Annotated in this window: 19 protein-coding genes and 1 riboswitch; of the genes, 6 read left to right on the top strand and 13 right to left on the bottom strand. The window is 71.1% G+C overall.

Annotated elements, in window-relative coordinates; translation table 11 throughout:
- The first annotated feature begins 57 nt into the window (after positions 1-57).
- Both ATC03_RS14565 and ATC03_RS14560 read left to right on the top strand, forming a co-directional pair.
- Positions 58-1,968, top strand: a complete 1,911-nt coding sequence (locus tag ATC03_RS14565; protein ID WP_074401064.1) for a phosphoenolpyruvate carboxykinase (GTP) — start codon at positions 58-60, stop codon at positions 1,966-1,968.
- A gap of 288 nt (positions 1,969-2,256) precedes the next feature.
- Positions 2,257-2,676, top strand: coding sequence for a DUF1622 domain-containing protein (locus tag ATC03_RS14560; RefSeq protein WP_067878582.1), 420 nt, complete (start codon positions 2,257-2,259; stop codon positions 2,674-2,676).
- A gap of 152 nt (positions 2,677-2,828) precedes the next feature.
- Here the strand turns inward: ATC03_RS14560 and ATC03_RS14555 are convergent, their stop codons facing one another.
- The 5 genes from ATC03_RS14555 to ATC03_RS14535 all read right to left on the bottom strand — a co-directional run bounded on the left by ATC03_RS14555 (position 2,829) and on the right by ATC03_RS14535 (position 8,082).
- Positions 2,829-3,662, bottom strand: coding sequence for a hypothetical protein (locus ATC03_RS14555; RefSeq protein ID WP_067878579.1), 834 nt, complete (start codon positions 3,660-3,662; stop codon positions 2,829-2,831).
- Between the two features lie 304 nt (positions 3,663-3,966).
- Positions 3,967-5,871 carry an ABC transporter ATP-binding protein gene (locus tag ATC03_RS14550; RefSeq protein WP_067878576.1) on the bottom strand — a complete coding sequence of 635 codons (1,905 nt, stop codon included), beginning with the start codon at positions 5,869-5,871 and terminating at the stop codon, positions 3,967-3,969.
- A gap of 76 nt (positions 5,872-5,947) precedes the next feature.
- Complete coding sequence (locus ATC03_RS14545) at positions 5,948-6,175, bottom strand: hypothetical protein (protein ID WP_067878573.1); 228 nt, start codon at positions 6,173-6,175, stop codon at positions 5,948-5,950.
- A 10-nt stretch (positions 6,176-6,185) separates the two neighbouring features.
- Positions 6,186-7,130 (bottom strand): carbohydrate kinase family protein, encoded by a 945-nt coding sequence (locus ATC03_RS14540; protein WP_227820112.1) that lies wholly within the window; start codon positions 7,128-7,130, stop codon positions 6,186-6,188.
- A gap of 10 nt (positions 7,131-7,140) precedes the next feature.
- Positions 7,141-8,082, bottom strand: coding sequence for a pseudouridine-5'-phosphate glycosidase (locus ATC03_RS14535; RefSeq protein ID WP_067882291.1), 942 nt, complete (start codon positions 8,080-8,082; stop codon positions 7,141-7,143).
- Positions 8,083-8,228: 146 nt separating this feature from the next.
- Here ATC03_RS14535 and ATC03_RS14530 point away from each other — a divergent pair, with 146 nt between their 5' ends.
- Entirely contained in the window at positions 8,229-8,579 is a 351-nt protein-coding gene (locus ATC03_RS14530; RefSeq protein ID WP_084003525.1) for a hypothetical protein, read from the top strand.
- 56 nt (positions 8,580-8,635) lie between these two features.
- Here ATC03_RS14530 and ATC03_RS21290 read toward each other — a convergent pair whose 3' ends face one another.
- The 8 genes from ATC03_RS21290 to ATC03_RS14490 all read right to left on the bottom strand — a co-directional run bounded on the left by ATC03_RS21290 (position 8,636) and on the right by ATC03_RS14490 (position 16,185).
- Positions 8,636-8,935: a four-helix bundle copper-binding protein gene (locus tag ATC03_RS21290; RefSeq protein ID WP_472239153.1), complete on the bottom strand. Its 300-nt coding sequence runs from the start codon at positions 8,933-8,935 to the stop codon at positions 8,636-8,638.
- Between the two features lie 364 nt (positions 8,936-9,299).
- Positions 9,300-10,667 (bottom strand): MFS transporter, encoded by a 1,368-nt coding sequence (locus ATC03_RS14520; protein ID WP_067878569.1) that lies wholly within the window; start codon positions 10,665-10,667, stop codon positions 9,300-9,302.
- A gap of 254 nt (positions 10,668-10,921) precedes the next feature.
- Entirely contained in the window at positions 10,922-11,275 is a 354-nt protein-coding gene (locus tag ATC03_RS14515) for a Fe-S protein (RefSeq protein WP_067878567.1), read from the bottom strand.
- Positions 11,276-11,337: 62 nt separating this feature from the next.
- Complete coding sequence (gene ribH / locus ATC03_RS14510; protein WP_067878564.1) at positions 11,338-11,808, bottom strand: 6,7-dimethyl-8-ribityllumazine synthase; 471 nt, start codon at positions 11,806-11,808, stop codon at positions 11,338-11,340.
- Complete coding sequence (locus tag ATC03_RS14505; RefSeq protein ID WP_067878561.1) at positions 11,805-13,109, bottom strand: bifunctional 3,4-dihydroxy-2-butanone-4-phosphate synthase/GTP cyclohydrolase II; 1,305 nt, start codon at positions 13,107-13,109, stop codon at positions 11,805-11,807. Before ATC03_RS14505 ends, ribH begins: the two co-directional genes overlap by 4 nt.
- The gene (locus ATC03_RS14500; protein ID WP_084003524.1) at positions 13,106-13,810 is read right to left on the bottom strand and encodes a riboflavin synthase; all 705 of its coding nucleotides are present in this window, start codon (positions 13,808-13,810) and stop codon (positions 13,106-13,108) included. Before ATC03_RS14500 ends, ATC03_RS14505 begins: the two co-directional genes overlap by 4 nt.
- Position 13,811: 1 nt before the next feature.
- Complete coding sequence (gene ribD, locus ATC03_RS14495) at positions 13,812-14,912, bottom strand: bifunctional diaminohydroxyphosphoribosylaminopyrimidine deaminase/5-amino-6-(5-phosphoribosylamino)uracil reductase RibD (RefSeq protein ID WP_067878558.1); 1,101 nt, start codon at positions 14,910-14,912, stop codon at positions 13,812-13,814.
- Between the two features lie 71 nt (positions 14,913-14,983).
- Positions 14,984-15,128, bottom strand: a riboswitch (FMN riboswitch).
- 64 nt (positions 15,129-15,192) lie between these two features.
- Positions 15,193-16,185, bottom strand: a complete 993-nt coding sequence (locus tag ATC03_RS14490; RefSeq protein WP_067878554.1) for a sugar-binding transcriptional regulator — start codon at positions 16,183-16,185, stop codon at positions 15,193-15,195.
- Between the two features lie 131 nt (positions 16,186-16,316).
- Between ATC03_RS14490 and ATC03_RS14485 the strand changes: the two genes are divergently transcribed.
- From ATC03_RS14485 to glpK, 3 genes are all read left to right on the top strand, one after another.
- Positions 16,317-18,119 carry a glycerol-3-phosphate dehydrogenase/oxidase gene (locus ATC03_RS14485; RefSeq protein WP_084003523.1) on the top strand — a complete coding sequence of 601 codons (1,803 nt, stop codon included), beginning with the start codon at positions 16,317-16,319 and terminating at the stop codon, positions 18,117-18,119.
- A gap of 231 nt (positions 18,120-18,350) precedes the next feature.
- Positions 18,351-19,100 (top strand): MIP/aquaporin family protein, encoded by a 750-nt coding sequence (locus ATC03_RS14480; RefSeq protein ID WP_074401062.1) that lies wholly within the window; start codon positions 18,351-18,353, stop codon positions 19,098-19,100.
- A 163-nt stretch (positions 19,101-19,263) separates the two neighbouring features.
- Positions 19,264-20,778, top strand: coding sequence for a glycerol kinase GlpK (gene glpK, locus ATC03_RS14475; RefSeq protein WP_067878551.1), 1,515 nt, complete (start codon positions 19,264-19,266; stop codon positions 20,776-20,778).
- Positions 20,779-20,908 lie beyond the last annotated feature (130 nt).

Here is a 20,908-nt window from a genome sequence, read left to right as displayed (position 1 = left end):
CACGAACCGATTCCGGGGTCGCCGCGAGGCGAAACCGGCACCACAGAAGGGACGACGATGACCATCTCCGAGTTCACGCCCGGCACCGAGGCATCCGTCGACGCATCCGACACCGACCGCGCAGACGCACCGACCGCGACCAGCGCCGGCCGCGCCGCCGCGCACGGCACGACCGACGCCGATCTGCGCGCCTGGGTCGCCGAGGTCGCCGCGCTCACCAAGCCCGACGAGATCGTCTGGTGCGACGGCTCGAAGCACGAGGCCGACCTGCTCACCAAGCAACTCGTGGCCGAGGGCAAGCTGATCAAGCTGAACCCCGAGTGGCGCCCGAACAGCTATCTCGCACGTACCGACCCGCGCGACGTCGCCCGGGTCGAGGACCGCACCTTCATCTGCTCGACCTACGAGGAGGACGCCGGCCCCACGAACAACTGGCGCGACCCGAAGGCCATGCGCGGCGAACTCGACGACGTGTTCGACGGCTCGATGAAGGGCCGCACGATGTACGTCGTGCCGTTCTCGATGGGCCCGCTCGGCGGACCGATCAGCCAGCTCGGCGTCGAGATCACCGACTCCCCGTACGTCGTGCTCTCGATGGGCATCATGACGCGCATGGGCGAGCAGGTCTACCGCCTCATCGAGGCGGGCGACCCGTGGGTGCGCACCGTGCACTCGGTCGGACACCCGCTCGTCGACGGCGTCGGCCACCGCGTCGCCGAGGCCGACTGGCCCTGCAACGAGACGAAGTACATCGTGCAGTTCCCCGACTCGCGCGAGATCTGGTCGTACGGCTCGGGCTACGGCGGCAACGCCCTGCTCGCGAAGAAGTGCTTCGCGCTCCGCATCGCGAGCGTCATGGCCCGCGACGAGGGCTGGCTCGCCGAGCACATGCTCCTCATCAAGATCACCTCGCCCGAGGGTCGCAGCTACCACGTGGCGGCGGCGTTCCCGTCGGCCTGCGGCAAGACGAACCTCGCCATGCTGCAGCCGACGATCCCCGGCTGGAAGGTCGAGACGATCGGCGACGACATCGCCTGGATGCGCCCCGGCGCCGACGGCCGCCTGTACGCGATCAACCCCGAGGCCGGCTTCTTCGGCGTCGCCCCCGGTACGGGCGAGTCGACCAACCCGACCGCGGTCGACACGCTCTGGGGCAACACGATCTTCACGAACGTGGCACTGCGGCCCGACGGCGACGTCTGGTGGGAGGGCCTGACCGACACCGCGCCGGCCGAGCTCACCGACTGGGAGGGCAACCCGTGGACCCCGGCTTCCGGTCGGCCCGCGGCGCACCCGAACTCGCGCTTCACGGTCGCCGCAGCCCAGTGCCCGCAGATCTCCGACGACTGGGACGCGCACGACGGCGTGCCGATCGACGCGATCCTGTTCGGCGGCCGTCGCGCGACGAACGTGCCGCTCGTGGCCGAGGCCCGCAGCTGGAAGCACGGCGTCTTCATGGGCGCGACGATCTCGTCGGAGCAGACGGCGGCCGCCGAGGGCACCGTCGGGGAGCTCCGCCGCGACCCGTTCGCCATGCTCCCGTTCTGCGGCTACAACATGGCCGACTACTGGAGCCACTGGGTCAAGATGGGCCGCGTGCTCGGCACGAACGCCCCGAAGATCTTCCAGGTGAACTGGTTCCGCAAGGGTGACGACGGCTCGTTCCTCTGGCCCGGGTTCGGCGAGAACTCGCGCGTGCTCGAGTGGATCGTCGGTCGCATCGAGGGCAGCGCAGAGGTCGAGGAGACGCCCATCGGGCTGCTCCCGGCATCCGGCGCCCTGAACCTCGACGGACTCGACATCACCGACGAGGCGCTCGAGCACCTGTTCGACGTCGACCGCGACTCGTGGCTCGCTGAGTGCGCCATGACCGAGGAGTACTTCGAGCAATTCGGCGACCGTGTGCCGGCGGCCCTCCGCGCCGAGCTCGCGAGCCTCCGCTACCACCTGGAGCACCAGCAGGCGTAGCGGCTCGACCTGCTCGCCGGCCGGTGATGCGCCCCGTCGCGAAGCGGGGCGCATCACCGCGCGGTCGGCGAGCACGACACGGAGAGCGGATGCCGCGGGCCGGCGCGCACGGGAAGGTGCGCCGGCCCGCGGCATCCGTTCGTTCCGTCGTGGGCTGCTGACGCGCGTGCCCGTGGGCGTGGGCGTGGGAAGGTGCGCCGGCACACTGCCGCGTCCGCACGGCTCCGCCCGGCACGTCGTGCCCGAACTTCGGGCTCGCGCCGCTAGCGTGTGGCGCAAGGAGGCGACATGCAGTTCGGCGAGTTCATCGAATCGGTCGGCGAGGTCATCGACGCGCTCGGCGTCGTCGCGATCGTCGTCGGCGTGCTCTACGCGAGCGTCGACGCGGCGCTTCGGGGCCTGCGGCGACGCAGCCCGATCTACACGCGGTTCCGCCGAGTGCTCGGGCGAGCGATCCTGCTCGGCCTCGAGCTGCTGGTCGCGGCCGACATCATCAAGACCGTCGCGGTCACGCCGACCCTCGAGTCGGTCGGAGTGCTCGCGATCATCGTGCTCATCCGCACGTTCCTCAGCTGGTCGCTCGAGCTCGAGATCTCGGGCCGCTGGCCCTGGCAGAAGCGCGCCGCCCCTGAAGACGCGGGCGCCGACGCAGCCGACGCCGACCCTGACGCCGCCGAGGTGCCGGCCGTCCGCCCGACCACGGCCTGACGCCACGTCCGCCGCCCGACGGCGCAACTCCGGACTCCGGGCGCTTTCAGCGGCGAGTCGCTGATGATCGACCGCGCGTCGCGCGGGCGCTCCGGAGTTGCGCACGGCGCGTCAGTCGAGCCGTCGCCGGGGGAGCGGCGCCGTGGCCCGCCTCAGTCGAGGTGGCCGAGCACGCGCAGCAGCGACGTGGGCGCGTAGCGGTACTCGACGGTGCCGGTCGCGCCGGGCTCGACGGGACCGATCCACGTGCTCGTGCCCTCGTGCACGCGCACCCAGCCGTTCTCGAAGCGCAGTTCGGTGCCGACGACGAACGCCATCGCCGGGGTCTCGCCCTGGCGCACGGCGATGGAGCCCTCGAAGACCTCCGATGCCGAGACGTCCTGGTCGGCCGTGCACCGCACGCCGACGAGCGGCCGCACGATGGGTGCCTGGAATCCGGGGGTCTCGAAGGGGTCGGCCTTCGCCGCATCGGCGACGACGCCGAAGTTGGCGCTCGTCGAGACGAGGCCGAGGTCGGCCTGACCGTCGAGCACGAGCCGGCTCGAGACGCGGAACCGGTAGAACAGGCGGCCCGACTCGCGGGCCGGCGGCAGCAGCATCGTGCTCGCCCAGTTGCGCGACCAGGCGAGCACGCCCTCGCCGCGCGTGGGCGGGTCGTAGAGCGAGGCCGTCACGCGCACGGCGCCGTCGGGTGCCGAGGGCGAGCTCTTGAGGCCGGAGGCTCCCGGCTCGCCCTCGGGCGAGATGTCGCGCACGGGCGTGAACGCCGGCAGTCGCTGCGGCTGCCAGGTGCGCAGCCACGATTGCAGGGTGGACTGCACGCGGTCGAACGAGTCGCCGTGACCGCGTCGGGCGGGCGTCGCGTCGTCGGCATCGGGCAGGTGCGCGATGAGATCGACGGGCAGGTCGAGGGCGAGACGGTCGACGCTCGCGGCGGCGCGGGCGTCGCGCACGTCGCGCAGGTCGGTCACGGGGGCGATGCTCATGATGGGGATTCCTTCGGTGCGGATGTCGCAGGCATCCGGACTTCGGACGCAGAACCACACGCTACGAAGGCCCGGCCGCGCCCCCATCCGAGTGAGCACTGAGGTTTCCTCGGGTCAACCCCGAGATTCGGCCGAGTATCGCCGCCGGTGCCGCGGCCGCATCGAGTCCGCGAACCCCACCGATCCCGAGTACAGCAATCGCGCGAACACCGATCCCGCGAACAGTGATCGCGAACATCCCCAAGGAAGACGGATGCCGCGGCGCAGAACTCGCGCCGCGGCATCCGCCTTGCTGGTGGGTGTCTCAGACGAGCAGCTGGTGCTCGGCGAGCTCGCGGTAGAGGGGCACGGACTGCACGAGCTCGCCATGCGTACCCTCGCCGATGACCCGGCCGCCGTCGAGTACGACGATGCGGTCGGAGTCGATGACGGTCGACAGGCGATGCGCGATGACGATGAGCGTGCGGCCGGCCGAGACCTGGTCGATGGCCTCGCGCATCATGCGCTCGTTGACGCCGTCGAGCGACGAGGTCGACTCGTCGAGCAGCAGGATCGGCGGGGCCGCGAGGAGCGCCCGGGCGATGGCGAGGCGCTGACGCTCGCCGCCCGAGAGCATGATGCCGTCTTCGCCGACCGCGGCGGCCAGGCCGCGCGAGTCGCGGTCGAGCACGGCGCCGAGGTTGACGGCGCGCAGCACGTGCTCGCACTCCTCGTCGGTCGCGTCGGGGCTGCCGAGCAGGAGGTTGTCGCGCAGGGTTCCGGCGAGCACGGGGGCGTCCTGCTCGACGTAGCCGATCTGCGCGCGCAGTTCGGCGCGGTCGAGCGAGCGCAGGTCGAGGCCGCCCATGCGCACCGTGCCGACCGACGGGTCGTAGAACCGCTCGATGAGCGCGAGGATCGTCGACTTGCCGGCGCCCGAGGGGCCGACGAGGGCGATGCGCTGGCCGCGGGGCACGTCGAAGGAGACGCCGCGCAGCACGGGCTGCCGGTCGGTGACCGAAGGCTCGACCGCCACGGAGTCGGGCGAGTCGTTCGCCGGGTCGGCGGGGTCGCTGCGCGTGGTGGCGTAGGCGAAGTGCACGTCGTCGAAGGTGATGGCCGAGGCGTCGGGGAGCACGCCCGCGTTGGCCTCGCCGACCATGAGCGCGAGCGGCGCCAGGTCGCGGTCGTGCGCGTCTTCGTCGGGCAGGTCGAGGATCTCCTGGATGCGGCCGAGCGCACCGAGCGCGAGGTTCACCGAGGTGATCGCGCCGAAGAACAGCCCGAGCGGCATGATCATCATGAAGAGGAACAGGATGAACGCGACGAGGTCGGCCACGGTGATCGCGCCCGACGCCACGCGGTACCCGCCGACGCCGAGCACGACGAGGAACGACACCTGCAGGGCGATGCCCGCGACGGGCACGATGAGCGCCGAGATCTTCGCGACGTTGACGCCCATCTGCCAGGCGCCCTCGGCCTCGCCCTCGATGGTGCGGGTCTCGCGCTCGGTCGCGCCGGCGGCGCGGATGGTGCGCACAGCACTGATCGCGCGTTCGACGGATGCCGCGACGTCGCCTACCTTCGACTGGGCGGCGTGCGAGGCGTCCCGGACCTTGCGCGAGAGCAGGGTGACGGTCGTGATCGCGATGAGGATCACGAGCAGGGTCAGGCCGAGCAGCACGGGGTCGATGACGAGCATGGCGATGAGCGCGCCGATGAACGTGACGGTGCCGCCGATGGCCTCGACGAGGCCCTGGGTGAGCACGGCCCGCAGCATGGTCGTGTCGCTGCCGACGCGCGAGACGAGGTCGCCCGTGCGGCGCGTGTCGAACTCGGAGATCGGCAGGTTCAGCAGCTTCGCGACGAGGCGCTTGCGGCTCGAGAGCACGATGCCCTCGCCCGTGCGCTGCAGCAGGTAGTGCTGGTAACCCGAGATCACGCCGCTCACGATAACGAGGGCGATGAGCGCCCAGACGATGGTGCCGAGCGGGTCGCCGGCCTCGACGATGGTGATCACCTGGCTGACGAGCAGTGGCTGGGCGAGGCTCGCGAGCGCGCCGATGATCGAGAGCACGGCGACCCAGATGAGCACGGGTCGGTGCTCGAAGATGAAGGGCAGCAGTTGCGTGAAGGAGGCGCGCGGCCCGTCGGTCTTGGTCGGGCGGGCGAAGGGATTGCGGCGGGGGGCGGTGCGGTTCTGCGCGGTGCGGTTCTGCGTCTGGCTCATCGTCTCTTCCTGGGCGGGTCCGCGGATGTCGCATCGACCGGATTCCGCGCGGTTCGCCCCGAACAGCCTACGTCGCTCAGCTGCGCCCGTACTTCTTGTGCACAGCCTGCTTGGAGACCTCGAGCGCGAGCGCGATGAGCTGCCAACTCGATCCGGCGGCCCTGGCCCGGCGCACGGCGATCGCCTCGGCACGGTCGAGCTCGCGCGTGACCTCGATGCGGGCATGGTGCAGGTCGCGGAGCGCTCGGTAGGGGTCGTCGCCGTCGGCCGCGGCGATCGCAGTGCGGAGGGTCGTGTCGTCCATGGCGTCAACGCTAGTTGACGCGTGAAGGATCGTCAACTCGAATTGACGTCGGTGGCGACGACGGCTCCGGCGTCGCATCGCTCGTCGGCGCTGCGTTCGCGCCCGGCTGCGTGAGCACGGATGCCGCGGCGCGGTGACCTGCCAGGGCCGCCGCCGCGGCATCCGCACCGCGCAGGGTCGCCGCGAGGAACCCGGCCGCGAACGCGTCGCCCGCGCCCGTGAGGTCGCGGATGCCGGTCACCGGCTCGACGTCGATGCGTGCCGCGAGTCGGCCGTCGACGATCACGTCGGTGGGCAGTGCGCCGTGCTTGACCACGACGGTGCGGGCGACGGATGCCGCGAGCGGGCCGCCACCCGTCAGTCCGAGCAGTGCCGCTTCGTCTTCATTCGCGAAGAGCACGTCTGGGTGGATCCCGCGCACGAGGTCGAGCGCGAACGCGACGCCGAGTCCGTCGATCAGGCCGGTCGACGAGGCATCGATCGACACACCGGCGCCGCGGTCGCGGGCGAGACCGACGAGTCGGGCGAGCTCGCCGCGCATCGGCTCGCGCTCGAACCCGTAGGCCGGCAGGTGCAGCCAGGCGACTCCGTCGAGCCACGCGGGATCGACGGCGTCGAGGTCGGCCGAGGCCCCACGATCGGGGTACATCGTGCGCTCGCCGTCGACGTCGACGAGCAGCACGACCGTGCCGGTGCGCCCTTCCCGCTGCACGCGCACGTCGACCCCGTTCGCGGTGAGCGCGTCCGCGAGCGCGTCGCCCGCGGCATCCGCCCCGACGCGCCCGATGAACCGGGTCGGCACGAGCCCGGCCGCGAGGGCTGCGACGTTGGCCGCGCTGCCCCCGCGCGCGCGGAACACGCGCGCCGCGGTGTCGGTCGCGTGATGCACCGGCTCGCTCGCCCACACCACGATGTCCTCGACGAGGTCGCCTGCGACGGCGAGCACGTCCGGCACCCTGCCCGCCTCACCCCGCGACGGCACGCGCGATCTCCGCCCCGAGCGCGACGTTGCCGCGGTACACCTCGAGATTCACCTCGAGGCTCGCGCCGTCGGTCGCGCGCTGAACGTAGTCGAGCAGGAACGGCGTCGTGTCGTGCCCGGTCACCCCCTGAGCGGATGCCGCGGCCAGCGCCTCGGCGAGCACGCGGTCGTGGAACGCGGGGTCCAGCTGCTGCTCCGCGTCCACCGGGTTGGCCACGAGCACCGCCTGGGGCAACCCGAGCTCGTCGCGCGCGAGCGCCAGCGCTGCGGCATCAGCCGGGCTCTCGATGCGGTAGTCGAGCGCGAAGCCGGAGTCGGCGACGTAGAACGCCGGATACCGCGAGGTCCGGTAGCCGACGACCGGGATGTTCAGCGTCTCGAGGCGCTCGAGCGTCGCGCCGATGTCGAGGATCGACTTGACGCCCGCGCTCACGAGCGTGATCGGCGTGGTCGCGAGCACGCCGAGGTCGGCCGACTCGTCGAAGGTCTCGCTCGCGCCGCGATGCACCCCGCCGAGCCCGCCCGTCGACATCACGCGGATGCCGGCGCGGTGCGCGAGCCAGGCCGTCGCCGCGACCGTCGTGCCGGCGTCGAGGTGCTTGGCGCGCGCGATCGGCAGGTCGCGCAGGCTCGCCTTCACGACGGTGCGGTCGCCGCCGGAGTCGCCGGATGCCGCGCACAGGCGTTCGATCTCGGCGGGGGAGAGGCCGACGACGGGCGTGCCGTCGACGACGCCGATCGTGGCGGGCGTGACGCCCGCCTCGCGCACGAGCGCCTCGGACGAGAGGCCGACCTCGAGATTGCGCGGACTCGGCAGCCCGTGCGTGAGGATCGTCGATTCGAGGGCGAGCACGGGGCGACCGGCATCGAGGGCGGTTCGCACCTCGGCGGAGACGCGGATGGCGGATGGCACGTCGTCGGGCATGTCGGCCATGCTACGGGCGACGCGCGTCGCGGCCGCCTGAGCGTTCGCCGTGCGGCGTGTTTCCGCGTGTGACGGGGGCGGGCGACATCCGCACGCCGCGCGCGTAACGTGGCCGCATCGAACCCGGAGAACCCCGAGGAGCCCTCATGTCGCACCGCGAGCCGCACGCCGCCACCACGCCCCGCACGGGCGAGGCCATGGGCATGCGCGGCTGCGAGCACCCGGGGGCGTGCACGAGCGAGCGGGCCGGCCACGGGCTGAACGCCGTGCAGCAGCGCCTCGCCACGGTGGCCGCGAGCAAGTGGATCGACGCGATCGTCACGTCGGTCGACGCGAACGGGTTCGCCTGGCTCGCGACGCTCGACGGCGGCATCCGCCGCGTGTGGCAGCACGACGCGTTCGCGGGCACGCTGCAGGTCGGCGACCCGGTCGCACTGCACGGCGTCTACGGCGTGCTCGCCGCGGGCGCGCAGCAGTTCAGCGTCGCCGACGCCTGAGGCGCCCGGCGGCGTGCACCGCGAAGCTCCCGCACGCCGAAACCGACACCGACGGCTCACGCCATCGGCATGGCCTCGCTCATCATGCCCATCATCTTCTCCATGGCCATGACGAGCTGATCGCAGGCCATCGCGCACATGCGGCAGTGCTCGCTCATGTCGGCGTGCATCATGCACTCGGCCGAGCAGGCGCGCGCCATCATCGTGGTCGACTGCATCATCGACATCATCACGCCCATGTCCCAGCCGTGCACCCGCAGCATCATCTTCATCATGGTGTCGCACATGTCGGCGCAGTTCGAGCACATCGAGGCGCAGCGCCCCATGCCCTCTGCGGCGTCGGCGTCGGCGCACATGACGCACGCCTGCATGCACGCCGAGAGGGCCTCGAGACACTCCTGCATCATCATCGGATCCATGCCCTGCATCGGCATCTCCGACGACGACATCGCGCCCTTCATCATGTCCATCGTCATGTTCATCGCTGCACGCTCGCTTCCGGGCCCTCGAGTGCCGGCGGTGGCGGCGGATGCCTCGGCTGCCCTGTTACGTCATGTTACGTCGGGCCGGTTCGACCGTGAAGGGGTGCACGTGACGTTCGTGTGAACGGTTCCTCACGGGTGCCCGCGACGGTCCGGTCGAATGGCAGAGGGGCGGATGCCGCAGCATCCGCCCCTCGCCATGCACGACGGATGCCGCGGCATCCGTTCGACCGAACCGCTACGCGTCGATGTCGATGTCCTTCGTCTCCTTCGAGACGAGCAGGGCGATGAGCGTCAGCACGGCCATGGCCGACAGGTAGACGCCAACCCAGAACGGGCTGCCGCCACCGGCCTGCCAGAGCGCGACCGCGATGAACGGGGCCACCGCTGCGCCGAGGATCGACGACACGTTGTACGAGATGCCGGAGCCCGTGTAGCGCACGTTGGTCGGGAACAGCTCGGGCAGCAGTGCGCCCATGGGGCCGAACGTGAGGCCCATGAGCGAGAAGCCGACGACGAGCCAGATCATGACGCCCGCGAACCCGGCGTTCAGCAGCGGTACCCACAGCAGGCCGAACGCGATGATGCCGAGCGTGACCCAGATGAGCGTCTTGCGGCGGCCCCAACGGTCGGCGAGCGGGCCCGAGACGAGCGTGAACACGCCGAAGAACAGCACGCCGCCGATGAGCATGAGCACGAACGTCGAGTACGAGTAGCCGAGCCCGGGCAGCGCGCCCTCGGCGGCCTCGACCGGCGCGCGACCGTAGCTCAGCGAGAACGTCGTCATCAGGTAGAAGAGCACGTACGTCGCCAGCATGAAGAACGTGCCGAGGATGAGCTTGCGCCAGTGGTCCTTGAAGACGGTCGCGAGCGGCAGGCGCTGCAGCTTGCCCTGCGCCGACGCCTTCGAGAACGCGGTCGACTCGACGAGGCGCAGCCGCACCCAGAGTCCGACGGCGACCATGACGATCGAGAACAGGAAGGGGATGCGCCAACCCCAGTCGAGGAACGCCTGCGAGGGCATCGACGGGTCGTCGGAGGGCAGCACGGCCGCGATGATGAGGAACAGGCCGTTCGCGATGATGAAGCCGATCGGCGCACCCAGCTGCGGGAACGTGCCGTACCAGGCGCGCTTGCCCTTCGGGGCGTTCTCGGTCGCGACGAGTGCCGCGCCAGACCACTCGCCGCCGAGCGCGAAGCCCTGGGCGATGCGCAGGATCACGAGCAGCAGCGGTGCGAGCCACCCGACGAGCGCGTAGGTCGGCAGCACGCCGATGAGGAAGGTCGCGATGCCCATCGTGAGCAGCGCGCCGACGAGCGTGGCCTTGCGGCCGTGCTTGTCGCCGAGGTGGCCGAAGATGATCGCGCCGAGCGGGCGGGCGACCATGGCCGCGCCGAACACGGCGAACGAGGCGAGCAGCGCCGTGGTGGCGTCGCCCGTCGGGAAGAACAGGTGCGGGAAGACGAGCACCGCGGCCGTCGCGTAGACGTAGAAGTCGTAGAACTCGATCGTCGTGCCGATGAGGCTCGCGAGCACGACGCGGCTGCGCGGATTGGCCGGGGCAGTGGGTACGGATGCGGCCGTGGCCGCGGGTGATGCTGACATTGCGGGCGAAGACTCCAAGGGAGAGGTGCGAACACTGCGCCCCGAGGCGTGTCGATCTGGCGTGGGAACGGAGGCAGACGTGGAACTCGTCGCTTGTGGCAACCGATCAAGCCTACGTCGGCGGCCTCGGAGCCGCCCGGTCGCCGGGCAGGGATGCGACGAGCGGTGCGGATGCTGCGCCGAACGGCGGATGCCCCGAGCCGGCGTCGGCTCGGGGCATCCGATGGTCGTTCAGGGTGCGATGCGCGCGCGGATCAGCGCCAGATGACGGCGATGGCCGCGTTCAGGGCCGTCAGCACGCCGATCGACCAGAAGATCGCCGGCGGCACCGAGCCGTTGCGACGCTGACGCGCCGAGCCGATGCCGAGCAGTGCGCCGATCGCGATCAGCACGAGGAGCTTCGTGCCGATCTTGACGTAGTTCAGGTCGTACTCGATGCCCCACGGAGCGGCGAGCGCGAGACCGGCGACACCCGCGACGAGCAGGCCGTAGTTCATGAGGCGGGTCACCTGGTACCGACGGTTCACCGCCTCGACCGCCCACGCGCCGAAGAGCACGGCGAAGCCGATGAGGTGGACGAACAGGACGATGTGCCGCAGGGTCTCCATGGGGCCGAGTCTAGGTTCTACGGCTCGTCGAAGTCACCATCGAACGAGTGAGCGGGCCGGCCTCAGCTGCGCACGGCGCGCAGCGCGCGCACCGTGGCGATGGCCGCCTCGGCCGCCTCGCGGCCCTTGTCCTCCTTCGAGCCGGGCAGGCCGGCCCGGTCGAGGCCCTGCTGCTCGTCGTCGAGGGTGAGCACGCCGAAGCCGACGGGCTTGCCCGTGTCGAGGGCGACGCGGGTGAGGCCGTCGGTCGCCGCCGCCGAGACGTACTCGAAGTGGGGCGTGCCGCCGCGGATGATCACGCCGAGCGCCACGACCGCGTCGGCCCCGGCCTCGAGCACGGCCTTCGAGACGACGGGCAGCTCGAAGCTGCCCGGCACGCGCACGAGCGAGAACGAGGCGCCGGCCTCTTCGAGGGTGCGGGCCGCGCCGGCGATGAGCGCATCGGTGATCAGGTCGTGCCAGCTGCCGGCGACGATGACCACCTCGAGCCCGGTGCCGTCGAGGCCGAGGGTGGGGGAGCCTGCTCCGCTCATGATGCGTGTCCTTCCAGAAGTGCCTCGGCCGCGGCATCCGCGAGCTGGGCGTCGTCGATCGCGTGGCCCATGCGGCGACGCTTGGTGTCGAGATAGCCGGTGTTGGTCGCGCCGACGCCGACGACGAGCGGCAGCCGTTCGGCCACCGCGATGCCGTGGGCCTCGAGCTGGCGCACCTTCTCGGGGTTGTTGGTGAGCAGGCGCACCCGCTCGATGCCGAGGTCGGTCAGGATCGCGGTCGCGGCGCGGTAGTCGCGGGCGTCGGCGGGCAGGCCGAGCGCGACGTTCGCGTCGAGCGTGTCGAGGCCGTCCTCCTGCAGGCGGTACGCCCGCAGCTTGTTGATGAGGCCGATGCCGCGTCCTTCGTGCCCGCGCAGGTACACGACGACGCCGCCGAGGCGCTGGATCTCCTCGAGGGCCGCATCGAGTTGCGGGCCGCACTCGCACTTCAGCGAGCCGAAGGCCTCGCCCGTCAGGCACTCGGAGTGCACGCGAACGACGGCACCCGCGGCATCCCTCGCGGGATCGCCGGCGATCATGGCGACGTGGTCCGCGCCGGTCTCCTGGTCGCGGTAGGCGCGCACGCGGAAGTCGCCGTGGGTGGTCGGCAGGGCCGTCTCGACCTCGAAGCTCACGCGCGAGGATTCGGGCACCGCGGTCAGCACGGGGCCGCCAGAGAGGTCCTGCCCGGCGTGCCAGGTCTCGAGCCAGTCGACGAGTGCCGCGACCGTCGTCACGGGCAGGTTCTCTCGGGCGCCGAACTCGATGAGCCCGGGCAGGCGCATCATGTCGCCATCGTCGGTCACGATCTCGCCGATGACGCCGACGGGGGAGAGCCCGGCGAGGCGCATGAGGTCGACGGCCGCCTCGGTGTGGCCTGCACGCTCGCGCACGCCACCCTCGACCGCGCGCAGCGGAATGACGTGGCCGGGCCGAACGAGCCGGTCGGGGGTCGACTCGGGGTCGGCGAGCACACGCAGCGTGTGCGCGCGGTCGGAGGCGCTGATGCCGGTGGAGGTGCGGTCGCTCGCGTCGACCGAGATCGTGTAGGCCGTGGTGCGCACGTCTTCATTGCGCTCGACCATGAGCGGCAGGGCGAGCCGGTCGGCGAACGCGTTCGGCATGGGCGCGCAGAGGTAACCGCTCGTGTGGCGCACCATCCAGGCGATCCACTCGCGCGTGGCGAACTCGGCGGCCATGATCGCGTCGCCCTCGTTCTCGCGACCCTCGTCGTCGGCGACGATCACGGGCTTGCCGGCGCGCAGCGCCTCGAGCACCTCGGGGATGGTTGCGAGGCTCATCGGGTGCCTCCGGTCGGGGCGGTCGCCGGTTCGGCGGGCGACGGTGCGCCGGGCGACGGGGTTGCCGATTCGGCGAGCGACGAGGGCAGTGACCGGCGAGCGTCGAGGCGCAGCATCCGCTCGACGTGCCTGGCGAGGATGTCGGTCTCGATGTTGACCCGGTCGCCGACCACGAGCGCGCCGAGCGTGGTCGCGGTGAGCGTCTCGGGAATGAGCGACACCTCGAACCACGAGCCGCCGGGCTCGTCGCCGAGCGCGCTCACGGTGAGCGAGACCCCGTCGACCGCGATCGAGCCCTTGTCGACGACGAGCGCCGCGTGCGCGGCATCCAACGAGAAGCGGATGACGCGCCACGCGTCGCCCGGGCGCACCTCGAGCACCTGCGCGGTGCCGTCGATGTGTCCCTGCACGATGTGCCCGCCGAGGCGGTCGCCGACGAGGGCGGCGCGTTCGAGGTTGACGCGGCGACCCGCTTCGACGGTGTCGAGGGTCGACATCGCGAGCGTCTGCGCCATGACGTCGGCCGTGAACGACTCGTCGTCGAACGCGACGACCGTGAGGCAGACGCCCGAGACCGAGATCGAGTCGCCGTGCTTCGCGCCGGTGACCGCGATGGGTCCGCGCACCGTGAGGCGGGCGGCGTCGGCGGTGTGCTCGACACCCGTGACGGTGCCCAGGTCTTCGATGATTCCGGTGAACATGTCAGTTCCCTTCCGTGGAGCGTGCCGAGTCGCGCGCGGCGCGGCTCGAGATCGGGTGCGCGACGAGCAGCACGTCGTCGCCGAGCCGCTCGATGGCGGCGAAGTCGTAGCGGCGGGCCTCGCCGATGGTGGTCACGCCGAGGTCGCCGAGCGCGAGGCGCCCGCCGCCGAGCAGCGCGGGGGCGAGGTAGACGAGCACCTCGTCGGCGAGGCCGGCCGCGATGAAGGCGCTCGCGAGGGTCGGGCCGCCCTCGACGAAGAGCGAGCGGATGCCGCGGCGCGCGAGTTCGTGCAGGTCGTCGGCCAGGTCGGCGCCGTCGAGCCTCACGAGCGCGTCGGCGTGCGGATGCCGCTCGAGCGCGGCGCCGGTGGGCACCGGCCGGCGGCCGAACACCACCGGGATCGGCTGCGCGTCGAGCAGCTCCCCGTCGACGCCGCGCGCGGTCAACGACGGATCGTCGGCGATCACGGTGCCCGTGCCGACCGCGATCGCGTCGGCGGCCGCACGACGAACGTGCACGTCGGCGCGGGCCTCGGGGCCCGTGATCCACTGGCTCGTGCCGTCGGCGGCGGCGGCTCGCCCGTCGAGGCTCGACGCCCACTTCACGATGACGCGGGGGCGGTGCGTGCGGGCCGTGAGGAGCCAGTCGCCGAGGAACGCCTCGGCCGCCTCGACGAGGCCGCCTCCGGCGCGCTCGACGTCGACGCCCGCGGAGCGCAGGCGCTCGGCGCCGCCCGACGAGTGCTCGCCCGGGTCGGCCACCGCGTACACGACGCGCGAGACGCCCGCGGCGATGAGCGCCTCGGCGCAGGGGCCGGTGCGGCCCGTGTGGTTGCAGGGCTCGAGCGTGACGATGGCGGTGGCACCCTCGGCGCTCGACCCGGTGGCGGCGAGCCGGTTCAGGGCGTCGACCTCGGCGTGCGCGGTGCCGGCGCCGCGGTGCCATCCCTCGGCGACTACGTCGCCGTCGGCGGTGAGCAGCACGCATCCGACCTGCGGGTTCACACCCTTGGCCGGGCCGTTCGCGGCGATCTCGAGGGCGCGCTGCATGGCCGCAGCCTCGATCGCGCTGCGATCGTGGTGGTGCGCCGCCGTCGTCATCCGTGGTCCTGTCGTCAGGCTCCGGGGATGTTCGGCAACGCCGAGAACGCCGACGGTGCACAGCACCGCCGACACGTGCCGCCTCCCATCCGGACTTTCACCGTCGGTTCCGGAATTCCACCGGATCAACCAGGGGCTCGAGATCGAGGATCTCGCGCCCGCAGTTCGCGGACTGTCACCGCCGGCTCGGAATTACACCGACCCCGGAGCACGTTGTTCGTGTCGATTCTACTCAACGCGGCATGGGCCGCCCTATTCCCGTCGTTTCGCGCAACAATGCTCAGCGTTCGATGAGCGCGCGCGCCGTGCCCTCGTCGACGATGAGGTCGGTGATGAGGTCGGCCGCGAGTGCGCCCGCGAGGCTCGCGAGCTTCGCCCGGCCCGACACCACGCAGACGCGGCGGGGGGCACGGCGGAGCACGGCGAAGTCGGGGCCGGTCGCACGTTCGTTCAGCGCGATGCCGTCGGTGCTGCCATCGGCCCGGTAGAACACGGTGGCGACGTCGCCGACGGCGCCCTCCCGGCTGAGGCCGTCGTAGTCGGCGGGGTCCAGGTACCCGCCCTGGTAGACGTGGCTCGGCACCTCGGCGAAGGGCGAGCCGAGGCCGAAGATCGCGACATCCATGCCGGCCTGCAGGTCGAGCAGGCGCTGGGTGCTGCGCTCCCGCCAGAACGCGCGTCGCGTCGCGGGGTCGTCGAAGAACGCGGGCACCGGGAACTGCTGCACGCGTGCGCCGAACGCGTCGCCGAAGCGACGCAGCAGCTCGCTCGCGTAGACGATGCCCGTCGTGCGGCCGTTGCCCGCGCCGTTGAGCTGCACGATCTCGGTGTTGTGCGTCGACTTCGGCACCAGGTGGCGGCTCATGGCGCTCATCGTGGAGCCCCAGGCGACGCCGATCACCTGGTTCGAGTCGACGAAGCGCCCGAGAATCCGTGCAGCCGAGAGCGCGACGCGGTCGAGCCGGTCGACGTCGCTCGCGTGGTCGGGCACGGGCACGACGTGCGCGACGATGCCGAACCTGGAGAGGATCTCCTGCTCGATGCGGCTCGGCAGATCGTGCGGCGAGTGGATCGAGATCTCCACGAGCCCGCTCGCTCGGGCGTGGCTCAACAGGCGCGAGACCGAGGAACGCGACGTGTGCAGTTCGTGCGCGATCGCCTCCATCGTGAGGTCCTGCATGTAGTAGAGGTGGGCGGCCCGCAGGGCTTCTCGCGTCTTGTCCGAGACCGTCGCAGCCCCCTCGGCCGCGTCCGGGCCGTGCTTGTCGTTCATGTGTCCTACCTTGCACGTTTGTGCACGCGGCTTGCAACTGCGTGCGGTTGGTTCGACGATGTATTCATCCACATCGGGGCGCCGTCGCGCAACCGCCACGCCCGCCCCTCGCACGAAACGAGAGGACAGCGATGTCATCGCACTCGCCGATCACGACGCCGACCACGCAGCCGACCCCCGAAACCCACGGCGCCCGGGGCGCCCTGGGCGCCCGCGCCGCGAACCTGCCTGCGACCCGCGCCGAGGTCACCGCGCTCCGCGCGCGGCCGAACGCGTCGGTCGTCATCATCGGCGCCGGCATCAACGGCATCGCCACCTTCCGCGACCTCGCGCTGCAGGGCGTCGACGTCGTGCTCGTCGAGCGGGACGACTTCGTGTCGGGCGCCTCGTCGGCCTCGTCGCACATGATCCACGGCGGCATCCGGTACCTCGAGAACGGCGAGTTCCGACTCGTGAAGGAATCGGTCACCGAACGCAACGCGCTCATCCGCATCGCGCCCCACTACGTGAAGCCGCTCGAGACGACCGTGCCCATCTACTCGACGTTCTCCGGCATCCTCTCGGCGCCCATGCGCTTCCTCACGCACAAGCAGGGCAAGCCCACCGAGCGGGGCGCCGCGCTCATCAAGACCGGCCTCACGATCTACGACGCGTTCTCGCGCGACGGCGGCTCGGTTCCGCGTCACCGCTTCCACGGCCGCACCCGCTCGCTCGCGGAACTGCCGGCGCTCGACCCGAACATCAAGTACACCGCCACGTACTACGACGCGAGCATGCACGACCCCGAGCGGCTCGCCCTCGACGTGCTCTTCGACGGCCTCGCGGCCGGCCCCCACGCGCGAGCGGTCAACCACCTCGGCGCCGTGGCCTTCGACGCCGACGGCGTCCGCGTTCGCGACGGGCTCACCGGCCAGGAGTTCTCGATCACGGCCGACGTGGTCGTGAACACCTCCGGGCCCTGGACCGACCTCACGAACGCCGACCTCGGCCGCGAGACGAGCTTCATGGGCGGCACCAAGGGATCGCACATCGTGCTCGACCACCCCGAACTGCTCGCCGCGACCGGTGGACGCGAGATCTTCTTCGAGCACGAGGACGGCCGCATCGTGCTCATCTACCCGCTCAAGGGCCGGGTCATGGTCGGCACGACCGACCTCGAGCACGACATGCGCGAGCCCGCGGTGTGCACCGAGGCCGAGGTCGACTACTTCTTCGAGCTCATCGCGCACGTTTTCCCAGGCATCGGCGTCGATCGCTCGCAGATCGTCTACCGCTTCTCGGGCGTGCGCCCGCTGCCGCGTCACGACGACACGCAGCCCGGCTTCGTCAGCCGCGACTACCGCATCGAGCGAGCGGATGTCGCGGCTCGCCCAGGCACGACCCTGCTGAGCCTCGTCGGCGGCAAGTGGACGACGTTCCGCGCCCTCGCCGAGCACCTCTCGAACGAGGTGCTCGAGCTCCTCGGCCGCGACCGCGTGCGCTCGACCGAAGGACTCGCGATCGGCGGCGGAAAGGGCTACCCGACGTCCGCCGACGCCCGCCTGGTGTGGCTCAAGTCGCACGACGACGAGGTCGGCCGTGCCCGCGCCGAGACCCTCCTCGAGCGCTACGGAACCCGCGCCGAGGCGTACCTCGCCGAGGTCGACGGGGAGACCGAGCGCGCGCTCGCCCACCACGACGGCTACACGCAGGGCGAGATCACCTGGCTCGTGCAGAACGAGCGCGTGGTGCACCTCACCGACCTCGTGCTGCGCCGCACGAGCATTGCGTTCACGGGAAGGCTCACCGCGCCGCTCCTCGACGAGCTGGCCGATCTCGCGGGCGCCGAACTGGGCTGGGACGCGGATCGTCGGGAGGCCGAGATCGAGGCTGCGCGCGCCCTCCTCGCCGAACGTCACGGCGTCGTGCTCGAGCAGCTCGCGCCGGTGGCCTAGCGGCCGCGCGGGCGGTCCGACCCGCCGGTCGAGGAGCGCAGCGTCCCGAGACCAGCGCCCTCGCCGGTCGGCCGACCCGCCGGTCGAGGAGCGCAGCGTCTCGGGACCGGCGCCCTCGGCCGAGGCACCGAATCTGCACGGACGTGCACGCCGAAACGCCCGGAATCGCGCAGGACGCCGGTTACGTTTCATCGGGGCCGTTCGGCTCGCTCTCCTAGAAAGAAGGTCAACGTGGACAATCTCGGTCTCGTGTTCCTGTCGGAACTGGTCGGCACGGCGCTGCTCGTGCTCCTCGGATGCGGCGTCGTCGCGAACGTCGCGCTCGCGAAGAACAAGGGCTTCGGCGGCGGGTTCCTCATGGTCAACATCGGGTGGGGCCTCGCGGTCTTCGCCGGCGTGATCGTGTCGTACGCGTCGGGCGCGCACCTCAACCCGGCCGTCACCCTCGGCCTCGTCGCGAACGGCGCGACCGAGTTCGGCTCGGGCGTGCCCGTCAACGTCGTCTCGGTGCTCACCTACATCGCCGCGCAGATGGTCGGCGCGTTCATCGGCGCCGTCTTCTGCTGGCTGGCCTACAAGCAGCACTTCGACGCCGAGCCCGAAGCGGCGAACAAGCTCGGCGTCTTCTCGACGGGTCCCGCGATCCGCTCCTACGGCTGGAACCTCGTCACCGAGATCATCGGCACGTTCGTGCTCGTGTTCGTCATCATCGGCTTCACGAACGGCGGAACGCCCGCCGAGCTCGGCGCGATCCCCGTCGCCTTCCTGGTCATCGCGATCGGCGCGTCCCTCGGCGGCCCGACCGGCTACGCGATCAACCCGGCCCGCGACCTCGCGCCCCGCATCGCGCACGCGGTCCTGCCCATCAAGGGCAAGGGCGGCAGCGACTGGTCGTACTCGTGGGTGCCGGTCGTCGGCCCCATCATCGGCGGCGTGCTCGCCGGCCTCGCAGCGACGCCGCTGCTGCCGATCCTCGGCTGACCGCGGCATCCGCCTCGCAGCATCACCCCGCATCACCCATGCGCAGCACCATCCCGCGCAGCATCACCCCGGCACCACCCGCCCGATTCGCCCGGCACACCTCGCTCTCGGGTAACTCGGGCAACATCAGACACCCATTCACTGACAGCAACGGAGTTCTCAGATGGCCGACTACATCCTCGCGATCGACCAGGGCACGACCTCGTCGCGCGCGATCATCTTCGACAAGGCGGGATCGATCGTCTCGACGGGTCAGCTCGAGCACGAGCAGATCTTCCCGAAGGCGGGTTGGGTCGAGCACGACGCCGCCGAGATCTGGCGCAACACCGGTGAGGTGATCGGCCAGGCTCTCGGCAAGGTCAACCTCACGCGTCACGACATCGCGGCCGTGGGCATCACGAACCAGCGCGAGACCGCCGTCGTGTGGGACAAGAACACGGGCGAGCCGGTCTACAACGCGATCGTCTGGCAGGACACGCGCACGCAGTCGATCGTCGACCGCCTCGCGGCCGACGGCGGCGTCGAGCGCTTCAAGGCCAAGGTCGGCCTGCCGCTCGCGACCTACTTCTCGGGCACGAAGATCGTCTGGATCCTCGAGAACGTCGAGGGTGCGCGCGAGAAGGCCGAGGCGGGCGACCTGCTCTTCGGCACGACCGACAGCTGGGTGCTGTGGAACCTCACGGGCGGCGTCGACGGCGGCGTGCACGCGACCGACGTCACCAACGCCAGCCGCACCATGTTCATGGACCTCGAGACGCTGCAGTGGGACGACGAGATCCTCGCCGCGTTCGGCGTTCCGAAGTCGATGCTGCCCGAGATCCGCTCCTCGTCCGAGGTCTACGGCATCGCCAACGAGCACTCGCTGCTGCGCGAGACGCCGATCGCCGGCATCCTCGGCGACCAGCAGGCCGCCACCTTCGGGCAGGCCGCGTTCGAGGCCGGCGAGGCCAAGAACACCTACGGCACGGGCAACTTCCTGATCTTCAACACCGGCGAGGAGATCATCCACTCGAAGAACGGCCTGCTCACCACCGTCGGGTACAAGCTCGGTGACCAGCCCGTGCACTACGCGCTCGAGGGTTCGATCGCCGTCACCGGCTCGCTGATCCAGTGGCTGCGCGACAACCTGGGCCTGATCTCGTCGGCCTCCGAGGTCGAGGAACTCGCCAAGAGCGTCGACGACAACGGCGGCGCCTACTTCGTGCCCGCATTCTCGGGCCTGTTCGCGCCCTACTGGCGTCCGGACGCCCGAGGCGCCCTCGTGGGCCTCACGCGCTACGTGAACAAGGGACACATCGCGCGTGCGGCACTCGAGGCGATCGCCTTCCAGACGCGCGACGTCGTCGAGGCGGTGAACGCCGACGCCGGCATCGACCTCACCGAGCTGCGCGTCGACGGCGGCGCCACGTCGAACGACACGCTGCTGCAGTTCCAGGCCGACATCCTGGGTGTTCCGGTCGTGCGGCCGGTGGTCGCCGAGACGACCGCCCTCGGTGCGGCCTACGCGGCCGGGCTCGCGGTCGGGTTCTGGTCGGGTCTCGACGACCTCGCCAAGAACTGGCAGGAGGACAAGCGCTGGGAACCGTCGATGGACGAGGCCGAGCGCGAGCGCCTCGACCGCAGCTGGAAGAAGGCCGTCTCGAAGACCCTCGACTGGGTCGACGAGGACGTCGCATAACCCGCTCAGCAGGCTACTGTTGAGCGACGGGTCGGTCGCATGGGGGTGCGACCGGCCCAATCTCGTTCGGGGGTGTCGGCCGAACGAATCCGGGCGAGCGGATACCGCGCCTCGCCCTTCTGCGAAGCCC

Origin of the sequence: Agromyces aureus, from assembly GCF_001660485.1 — a bacterium.
Taxonomy (GTDB): Bacteria; Actinomycetota; Actinomycetes; order Actinomycetales; family Microbacteriaceae; genus Agromyces; species Agromyces aureus.
The sequence above is the reverse complement of the archived record's forward strand: the minus strand, read 5'-3'. Positions and strand labels throughout refer to the sequence as shown.